At 38.6% G+C, this 11,502-nt stretch carries 2 protein-coding genes; both read left to right on the forward strand.

Features of this window, described 5'->3' with window-relative positions; genetic code table 11:
• The first annotated feature begins 454 nt into the window (after nucleotides 1-454).
• Nucleotides 455-6,166 carry a type I polyketide synthase gene (locus tag D5R40_RS33980; protein ID WP_124155950.1) on the forward strand — a complete coding sequence of 1,904 codons (5,712 nt, stop codon included), beginning with the start codon at nucleotides 455-457 and terminating at the stop codon, nucleotides 6,164-6,166.
• A 250-nt stretch (nucleotides 6,167-6,416) separates the two neighbouring features.
• A complete protein-coding gene (locus D5R40_RS33985) occupies nucleotides 6,417-11,462 on the forward strand; it encodes a type I polyketide synthase (protein WP_124155951.1) in 5,046 nt (1,681 codons plus the stop codon).
• Nucleotides 11,463-11,502 lie beyond the last annotated feature (40 nt).

Consider the following 11,502-nt stretch of genomic DNA (forward strand, 5'->3'; position numbering starts at 1 on the left):
CTATATAAAAAGTCTACAGAACAAACACTATACATTTAATGTCCTAATAGCCATAGGCATAATAGCCATAGGCAAACTAATAGCAATATCTTTACTATTATCGTGGCATCCGATAACTAGTGTAGAAATAGGAATACTAATAGGAATGTGTGGATTAAGTATGTTGGACATGAGCATCGGAGTGGACAACTACTATTCAATACCAGTGAAACAATCAGATAAATCTTAGCAATATATAGAATGGCTGTATGGAGGTTCAATCTTTAAAAGATAATGGATGCAAGTACATCCTCACCTGTCACTTCATTGTGGAACTATCGCTAACCAAGTATTTCTGAAACAAAAACAAAATAAAATAAAATTATCCCCGAGAAATTCTTACAGAATAATACATCTGTAGAAATAAAATTGTTATCCGAACGAAATAATCAAAATTAATCAAAGTAAGTAAAACATGCACAGTTCTCAAATCGCTATTATAGGTATCGCTTGTAGACTTCCCGGTTCCAAGGACTACAACGAGTATTGGCAAAATCTGGAACAAGGCATAAATAGTATCAGTGAAATTCCTGCCGAAAGATGGGATGTAGAAAAATATTACTCTCCTCATCCTGAAAGACCCCATAAAACAATTAGTAAATGGGCAGGATTAACAGAAGGTATAGACCAGTTTGATGCCCAGTTCTTCGAAATATCTCCCAGAGAAGCAGAAAAAATAGACCCACAACATAGAATTATGTTGGAATTGAGCTGGTCTTGTATAGAAGATGCAGGTTACTCACCATCTGAACTTTCAGGAAAAGACATAGGTGTTTTTATAGGGGCGTGTAACTATGACTCTATTCTGTTGATGAACCAAAATCAAGATAATGTAGAGGGTCATAGTGGGACAGGAACTTGGACTTGTATGATTCCCAACCGTATATCTTCATTTTTTAACTTCCACGGTCCAAGTATTCCTATAGATACAGCTTGCTCGAGTTCCCTAGTGGCTGTTCATTACGCACTCAAATCCCTGAAAGAATCAGAATGTGAGATGGCATTAGTAGGTGGGATTAGTGTATTATTCACCTCAACAACATACATCCAGATGAGTCAATTGGGGATGTTATCGCCTACTGGACAATGTAGAACATTTAGTAGTGATGCTGATGGTTATGTGAGGGGAGAAGGAGCAGGAGTAGTTTTATTAAAACCTCTAGCCAAAGCCAGAAAAGATGGCGATCGGATTTATGGTGTGATTCAAGGGAGTGCTATTAACCACGGAGGTAAGGCGAGGACGATCACATCTCCCAATGTCTACTCTCAAGCTCAAGTAATTCGATCGGCCTATACTAACGCCAATGTTTCCCCGAATACAGTATCTTATATAGAATCCCATGGTACAGGCACACCATTGGGAGACCCCATAGAAATTAATGCCTTGAAGAGAGCCTACAAACAACTTTATAGTCAGTATGGAGTAGAAAAAACAGAGAAACCCTACTGTGGTATAGGAGCAGTAAAAAGTAATATAGGGCATTTGGAAGGAGCGGCAGGAATTGCTGGATTAATCAAAGTATTATTAGCAATGAAGTACAAAAAACTGCCAAAAATTGTCAATTTCAAAGGATTAAATCCACGGATAAATATTAAAGATACTCCTTTCTATCTCATAGAGGAAAATCAAGAATGGAAACGATTAAAGAATGAATCGGGTGAAGAGATTCCTAGACGTGCAGGTTTAAGTTCTTTTGGTATTGGTGGCGTCAATGCTCATATCGTTTTTGAAGAACCAGAAGAGGTTAAAGTTGAAAAAAATGATAATCTGGAGCCTCCCCAAAAGATTTTAACTCTCTCAGCACAGACAGAAATAGCACTGCAGGAATTAGCAAAAAAATATCAAGGTTATTTAGAATCAAAAACTGAATTATCGCTACAAAATATATGCTTCACTGCTAATACAGGGAGAACACATTTTGAAGAAAGGGTGGCGATAGTAGCCGAGTCAAAGAGCGATTTACAGGAAAAATTAGCAGATTTTCTTCAAGGTAATGACACAAATGGAGTGTTCAGAGGAAAGGTAGCAAGTCAGGAGAAGGAGATTGCTTTTCTGTTTACTGGGCAGGGTTCTCAATATGTAGATATGGGACGACAACTATATGAGACTCAAGCAACATTTCGGAAAATTCTAGACCAATGCGATGAAATTCTAAAAGAATATCTAGAAGTACCTCTATTAGAAGTTCTTTATTCTAAGTCAAGTTCTTCTTTATTAGACCAAACAGCTTATACCCAACCTGCTTTATTTTCAATAGAATACGCCCTAGCTAAGTTATGGGAATCTTGGGGGATTAAACCTAATGTGGCGCTAGGCCACAGTGTGGGAGAATATGTAGCCGCAACAGTAGCAGGAGTATTCAGTTTAGAAGATGGTCTGAAATTAATCGCCATGCGGGGCAAGTTGATGCAGCAGTTACCCTCCGGTGGTGAAATGGTATCTTTGTTAGCATCAGAATCTCAAGTAATAGAAGCTATAGGCGAGTATAGTTCTAAAGTGGCAATAGCAGCAATTAATGGACCGAAAAGTATAGTAATTTCTGGTGAAAGGGAAGCGATAACAGCCATTTGTAGTAAATTAAAATCTCAAAGAGTAAAATCCAAAAAATTACAGGTATCCCATGCTTTTCATTCCCCATTAATGGAGCCAATGTTGGCGGAGTTTGCAGCAGTAGCTCAGGAAGTAACTTATAGTCAACCTCGAATATCACTCATTTCTAATGTAACGGGAGAAAAAATAGGTGCAGAAATTGCTACTCCTGAATATTGGGTGGGTCATGTCCGAGAACCAGTAAGATTTGCTCAGAGTATGAAAACCCTAAATGAGCAAGGATATCAATTATTCCTGGAAATTGGACCGAAGCCAATATTGCTGGGGATGGGACGTCAATGTGTAGCAGAAGAGAGTGGTATTTGGTTGCCGTCACTACGTCCGGGGATAGATGAATGGCAACAGATACTATCAAGTTTAGGACAGTTATATGTACAGGGTATTAAGGTAGATTGGTTAGGTTTTGAGGGAGATTATTCTCATCAGAAAGTAGAATTGCCAACTTATCCATTTCAGCGAGAAAGATATTGGGTAGATGCTCCGAAAAATCAACAGCAAAATACTACTAATCAAAGTTCAAATTTAATTTTTGAACTAATTAATCGAGGTGATGCAGAAGAGTTAATTCAAGAACTAAATTTATCTGAAGAATTAACAGAAGAGGAACAAAAATTATTACCTAAGTTGTTAAATATTTTAACGACTAGGCATCAAAAAAATCTCCAAAATCAACGGGATATAGTTGGTGATTATTATGATGAGTTAGCTTCTTTTATGGATGAAGAAGCAATTTTGAACTATATTCCTTTGCCAGGAATTATCAAAGGATTTTCCTGGGTTTTATTTGCTAAGTTGAAAAGCGAACAGAAATATCATAAATTAGCATCAACTGCCCAGAAAGAAATTAGAAATATAGGTTGGCAGAAAGTAGATTTTGATTCTTGTCAGAAAGTTCTGGATATTGGTTGTGGTCATGGAACCGACTTAATGACTTTAGGTGAAAAGTATAATCATTTAAACCTTTGTGGCTATACAATATCAGATAGGCAAGTAGAATTAGGAAACAAAAAAATTAGTGAATTAAACCTACAAGATAGGGCAAAAATTGTTAATGGAGATAGTTCTCAGGATGAGTTTCCAGATAATTACGATTTGATATATGGATTTGAAGTGATTTGTCATATCAAAAAGAAAAAGGAACTATTTTTAAACATCAAAAATCACTTAAAAGATAGGGGTAATTTCGTCATGTCAGACTTTATCTCTAACGCTTCATTTGATATTGATTATGATGCTCACTCGTCTTATCTGATAACTCAAAAAGAATGGCTATATTTACTATCAGAAAGTCAGATCAAAATTCTACGTTATGTAGATATTAGCAAGGAGATTGCTAATGGTTTAGACGATCCTAATTTTCCAGAGAATCTCGACTATGTATGTAAGAAAAGTAATTTAAACGAAAATGCGAGAGTAGGGTTGCAATCTTATGACAATTTATACAAAATGTTGCGTAAGGGGCTAGTCAGTTATGTAGTAATGACAGCTCAAAAACAAGAGTCATTGTCAGTAGATGAAATTTATAAGTGGAACCAAGAAATTCTCCAAAATCCACTACATTACTCCGATGTTTCATTACAACAACTTTTCTATGGAGTGGAATGGAAAAAAATAAGTCCTCGACAAGAACAGAGAAAACAACTGTCGAAAAATTGGATAATATTCAGCGATAAAGATGGTGTAGGTGAAAGACTGAAAAATATCCTAGAGGAAAGAGGCGATCGCTGTTTGATGGTATTTAGAGGGGAAACCTATCAGCAAAAAGAAACAGGAAGTTGGGAGTTAAACCCATCTAGTCCAGCAGATTTTGCCAGTTTTTGCCAAGATGCAAAGGTAAATGTTGGGGAAAATCTGAAAATAATTCACTTGTGGAGTCTAGAAACTACAGCTTCTCAACAACTAACTCAGTCAGCTTTAGAGTCAGCACAAAAGTATAGTTGTGGTAGTGTATTGCATCTAATGCAAGCTATAGAAAAACACTGGGATTTGAACTCACCCTCATCTCAACTGTGGTTAATTACCAAAGGTTCCCAGTCCGTGTTGCCTGTAGAAGAAGTAGCAATAGCTCAAACCCCACTATGGGGAATAGGAAAAGTCATATCTCTAGAACATCCTGAACTATGGGGAGGACTACTAGACTTAGACCAGGCATCGTCCACAAATGAAAATGAAGCAGAAACACTACTACAGCTACTAGAAGAAGAGCAAGAAGAAGATCAACTGGCCATCCGTAATGGAGAAATCTATGTAGCTCGTTTAGAAAGAAAACTCTTAGCAGAGTCTCAGCAAATATCTTTCAGTGAGTCAGGAAGTTATTTAATTACTGGGGGAACAGGATCATTAGGATTGAGCATAGCTCAATGGTTAGTAGAGAAGGGATGTAAACATCTAGTATTAACTGGTCGCTCTCAACCATCAGAGCAAGCACAATTGAAGATTAATAGTTTAGAGAAACAAGGAGCAGAAGTAGTTGTAACTCAAGCAGATGTATCTGTTCAAGAAGATATGGAGAGAGTGTTCAAGCAAGTAGAAGAAGGAATACCACCTCTCAAAGGAGTAATTCATGCAGCAGGACTGGTAGGATTGAACCTGCTTCAGGAGATGGAACTTTCTCAACTTGAAGCCATACTCCGTCCAAAAGTAATAGGAGGATGGTTGCTACATCAATTAACCCAGAACCTTGAGCTAGACTTTTTTGTGAATTTCTCCTCCATTGCATCAGTATGGGGTTCAAAAGCTCAAGCTCACTATGCAGCAGCCAACAATTTTCTAGATGGATTAACTTATTATCGACAATCTCTGGGATTACCAACCTATAGCATAAATTGGGGGCCTTGGTCAGGAGGCGGAATGGCAGAAGGAGAGGCCATGAATTGGTTAAACCAAATGGGCGTAAAACCACTAGATCCAGAAAAAGCAATAGCTGCCTTGGAGAAAGTATTAACCAGCAATAACCCTCAAACAGTAGTAGCAGATATAAATTGGGATTTATTTAAAGACCTCTATGAACTAGGAGGTAAACGATCGTTTCTGCAAGAAATTTCACGAGACTCAGAAGCAACAGATGGAGAACAGACTTCCGGACGTAAATCGGAATTGTTAGAACAACTTCATCAAGCTCCAGAAAGTGAACGGAACGAAATACTCATTGAGCAGTTGCAAAATGATGTAGCTAAAATTATCGGATTATCGAAATCTAAACTTCCAGATCCGGAGTTAGGATTCTTTAAAATGGGAATGGATTCCTTGATGGCAGTTGAGCTAAGAAATCTGTTGAGTTCTACTTTTAATTCTTCCATCAGCACAGCTACCTTGTTTGAAAAGTCTAATATCAAAGACTTAGCTGAATACTTGATCGAAGAAATTTTCCCAGAAGGGGAGGAAGAAGAAATTGATGTTCAAGATAGTCAAGAAGTAACTCCTCCCAAACAGATAGAAACAGAATTTGAAGGAGAAGTTGATAGTGCCATTGCCTCAGAATTAGAAGAAATCCAAGCTTTGCTGAAGGAGGACTAGTGGTCTGTCAATTTTGAATTGACGGGTTGAGGTAGATACGGGGACGCGGGGACGCGGAGAGAGGATTGATCCATCATTAGATATCTCCAAAAATCAAAAATAAAATCAATTCTTATCCAGAAATTATCAATTATTCCCCTCCAGGGAGGGGGAGGGGCGAGGGGAGGGTTCCCTGTTCCCAGCTCCGGTGTTCCCTGTTCCCTGTTGCCTCTTTTCTGGAGATGTCTATATATATTGACAGAGGACTAAAATGAACAATACTTCTCAAACAAACCAACAAAACGTCTTATCCAAAGAAGTACTTCAAACATTGAAGGAAATGCGGGGTAAACTCGCAGCAGTAAACAAAGCCAAAACCGAACCGATCGCCATTGTTGGCATGGCCTGTAGATTTCCTGGAGGAGCTAATGACCCATCAAAATACTGGAATTTATTACATGATGGTATAGATGCAATTACGCCAGTTCCTCCCGAACGTTGGGATGTAAGCGCTTATTACGATCCCGATCCAGAAGTTCCTGGGAAATCCTACACTAGACAGGGTGGGTTTATCGATCAAGTTGACCAGTTTGACCCCTTATTTTTTGGTATTTCTCCTAGAGAAGCAGTTACTTTAGACCCTCAATACAGACTACTGTTAGAGGTAACATGGGAAGCATTAGAAAACTCTGGACAAACATGGGAAAATCTGAAGAATAGTCAGACAAGTGTATTCATGGGCGCATCGACAGATGACTATACTAGCGTCATTCTCCGTGAAGCAAATAGTTACCCTACTCTTGGCATTAATAGAAGTATTGGTGTAGGTCGTATTTCTCATCTCTTGGGTTTGCAAGGGTCTAATCTACAGGTAGATACAGCTTGTTCAAGTTCTTTAGTTGCTGCCCATTTAGCCTGTCAGAGTTTGCGTTCAGGAGAATCCAACATAGCATTAGTGGGTGGGGTAAATTTAATATTATCCCCCTTCAGCACTATTGGTCGTTGCCAAGCAAAAGCACTATCCCCTGACGGTCGTTGCAAGACTTTTGATGCTGCTGCCAATGGTTATGGTCAGGCAGAAGGATGTGGTGTCCTAGTTTTGAAGCGTTTGTCTGATGCAATTAGTGATGGCGATCTAATTTCCGCCGTTATTCGAGGTTCTGCTGTTAATCACGATGGGCCAAGTAGTGGGATGACAGTTCCTAATAAAATGGCTCAAAAGCAGGTAATTCAACAAGCTCTGACAAATGCTAAGTTAGAACCCAATCAAGTTAGCTATTTGGATGCTCACGGTACAGGAACTTCTTTGGGAGACCCAATTGAGATAGAAGCTCTAGCAGAAGTATACAAGAAAAAACGTCCAGTAGATTCCCCTTTAATTGTGGGCTCGGTCAAGACAAATCTTGGACATTTGGAAGCAGCAGCAGGGGTATCATCTTTGATGAAGGTGATTTTAGCCCTTAAGCATCAGGAAATCCCTCCTCATTTACATTTAAAACAACCCAATCCTCTTGTAGATTGGGATAAGTTACCAATAAAAATTCCTACTTCTTTAATGCCTTGGTCTACCGAGGGAAAACCAAGAATAGGAGCAGTTAGTTCCTTTGGTATGGGTGGTACTAATGCTCATATAATTTTAGAAGAAGCTCCAGTTCAATTCAAAAGTCAAAATTCAAAAGTCAAAAGTGAAGAAAATAATCAATTCAAAAGTCAAAATTCAAAAGTCAGAAGTGAAGAATATTTAGAGCGTCCGCTGCATTTATTAACTTTATCGGCAAAAACAGAAAAAGCTTTAGCAGATTTAGTCAGTAGTTATCAAAAGCATTTAGAAACATATCCAGATTTAGCAGTCGCAGATGTCTGTTACACAGCTAATGCAGGAAGGAAACATTTTAAGCATCGACTAGCAGTTATTGCTTCTGACCAAAACGAATTAGCACAAAAGCTACTTGACCAAAAAACAGGAAAGGAAGTAGTTGGACTATGTTGTGGAGAATTTGATAGTGGTAGCGCAAGTTCTAAGCTAGCTTTCCTATTCACAGGTCAAGGTTCCCAATATGTGGATATGGGTAAGCAACTGTATGAAACTCAACCAACCTTCCGTCAGGCTTTAGATCAATGCGACCAAATTTTACAACCCTATCTAGAAGTACCTCTATTAGAAGTTATTTACCCTAAAGATGTACAAAAGTCAACCTCGAATTTGTTAGACCAGACAGCTTATACCCAACCTGCTCTATTTGCCATTGAATATGCTTTGTTCAAATTATGGGAATCTTGGGGAATCAAACCAACTGTAGTCATGGGTCACAGTGTAGGAGAATATGTGGCAGCAACAGTAGCAGGAGTTTTCAGTTTAGAAGATGGTCTGAAATTAATTGCTATGCGGGGACAGTTGATGCAACAGTTACCCTCCGGTGGAGAGATGGTAGCAGTGATGGCCTCAGAATCTGTGGTTACAGAAGTAATAGCAGATTATAGTTCACAAGTGACAATAGCAGCGGTTAATGGACCAGAAAGTATGGTGATTTCTGGAGAGAGTGGAGCGATCGCTATCATTGGTAGTAAATTGGCAGGAATGGGAGTTAAGACAAAAAAATTACAGGTGTCCCATGCTTTTCATTCACCACTAATGGAGCCAATGTTGGCCGAATTTGCAACAGTAGCTGAGTCAGTCATCTATAATCGGCCGAAAATACCACTGGTATCCAATGTAACTGGTCACAAAGTAGGAAATGAAGTAACTAAGGCAGAATATTGGGTAAATCATATCCGACAACCAGTAAGGTTTTATCAAAGCATAAAAACATTGCACGAGCAAGGGAATGAACTTTTCTTGGAAATAGGACCGAAACCAATATTGTTAGGGATGGGGCGTAGATGTCTAGCAGGAGATGTGGGAGAATGGTTGCCATCATTGCGTCCGAAGAAAATCCCCCTCCAGTTACCCTTAGAAAGGGGGAAGACAGAGGATGCTGCGCTTTTGAACGATGAATGGCAGCAAATGTTATTGACTTTAGGAAAGTTGTATGTTAGAGGTATCAAAATAAATTGGTCAGGGTTTGACCAAGGTTATGCTCGTCAGAAAGTAGCATTGCCAACATATCCATTCCAACGACAACGTTACTGGGTAGAAAAAACAGAAAACAAACAGAAACAACAACATCAAAAGTTAGAAAATATTGGTGAGACTCCAATTTTTCAACTACTCACTCAAGGAAACACAGAAACCCTCACTCAACAACTAGAAAGAGCGGTAAATTTTTCACCAGAACAGCTTAAACTTTTACCAGAAATATTAGATGTATTAGCTAAACAACATCAAGAACAATTAACAGCAGTAACTGTAAAAAATTGGTTCTATGAAATTCAATGGAAACCTTTAGCTCAAAGTAACTCAACAACAAACATTCAATTAAGTCATTGGCTGATTTTTGCCGATACTACAGGAGTAGCTGAAAAATTAGCCCAAAAATTACAACAACAGGGTCATGAATATAGCTTAGTTTATAGAGGGGAGAGCTATCAAAAACTAGCAGTAGGAAAATATCAACTAAATCCTAATATTCCCGAAGAATTTGAACAACTGTACCAAGAAATTCAGCAAAATACTCCAACTCCCTCATCAAAGTTAATTCACCTGTGGAGTTTAGACGCTCCTGAATCAAAAGACTTAACCCTTGAAACCCTAGAAGAAACACAAATATGGGGATGTGGCAGCGTAGTGTATCTGTTACAAACCTTACTCAAAAAGGCAAACACCCCTCAAGTATGGTTAGTAACCCGTGGGTCTCAGTCAGTATTATCCAAAACAGAAAATAATATAACAGGACTAGCAGCATCGCCTCTGTGGGGATTAGGTAGAGCAGTGTCCCTAGAACATCCCCAATTATGGGGAGGATTAGTGGACCTAGACCCACAAGCTCCAGCAGCAGACGAAATAGAAATGCTATGGCAATTATTAGTTAATGAACAAGAAGAAGATCATCTAGCTTTACGGGGAGAAAATACTTATGTAGCTCGTCTGGTAAATCAATCTCCTCCAGAATTTCCTCAACCCCTATCCTTATCATCAGATGGTAGTTACTTAATAACAGGAGGATTAGGAGCGTTAGGACTACATACCGCAGAATGGTTAGTATCTAAGGGAGCTAAAAATATTGTCTTAACTGGGCGTAACGCTCCTTCAGAAAAAATCCAAGAATCAATACAAAAATTAGAACAAACAGGATGCCAGGTCAAGGTTTGGTTAGGGGATATTGCTATAGAAGAAGATATAGCCAAAATTCTGGAGAAGATTCAGACATCAATGCCAAAACTCAAAGGAATAATTCATGCAGCAGGAGTGCTTGATGATGGAACCATACAACAGATGAACTGGGAGCGTTTTGCCAAAGTAATGTCGCCAAAAGTAATAGGAACTTGGCACTTACATAAATTAACTCAAAATTTGCCATTAGATTTCTTTATCTGTTTCTCCTCAATGGTTTCCCTAATTGGTTCCCCTGGTCAAGGAAATTATGCTGCAGCTAATGCTTTTATGGATGGTTTAGCTGGTTATCGTCGCAGCAGAGGATTATCAGGATTAGCTATTAACTGGGGAGCATGGGCGTCTGGGGGAATGGCTGCTCGTTTAGCAGTGGAGCATCAAAATCGTATTCAGAACAGTGGAATAGGTGAAATAGCTCCCAAAGAAGGAATGTATTCCTTGGACTTACTTTTGGGAAATCAATCTGCTAGGTCACAGGTAGGTGTAATACCAGTAGAGTGGTCGGTATTAGCAGAACATTGGAGCGGTATCACAAAAAGTTCTTTATTACAAGAATTATTACAAAAGGAAAAGTTGGCAGATAATGATACACTACAGCAGAAAGTAAAAGTAGAAATTTTAGCCAAATTAGAAACGGCCTTAGAAGAGGAACGTCAAGAAATTTTAACCGAACACATTCGAGGGGAAGTAGTTCAGGTACTAGGTTTAAGCTCATCTCAATTACCGGAAATGAATTTAGGGTTTATGGAAATGGGCATGGATTCTTTAATGGCGGTAGAATTAAAAAATCGACTGCAAAATCAACTAGGAACTAACTTACCTGAGACAATAGCGATGGAATACCCAACGATCGCGAAATTGTCCTTACATATAGAGGAATTAATGGCATGGAAGACAACAGAAAATGAGGATACCTCTAATGGCCATAATCAAGCTGATGTATCAGAAATAGATGCTAATGTATTGCCAGTTCTTGAAGATATTTCAGAAGAAGATTTTGAAGCACTAGCAGCTCAACAACTAGAAAAAATTCAGAATATGCTCTAAAATAGGCGAAAGCTAAAAAGATATATATTTTGCTCTATAA

Origin of the sequence: Okeania hirsuta (assembly GCF_003838195.1) — a bacterium.
Taxonomy (GTDB): domain Bacteria; phylum Cyanobacteriota; class Cyanobacteriia; order Cyanobacteriales; family Microcoleaceae; genus Okeania; species Okeania hirsuta.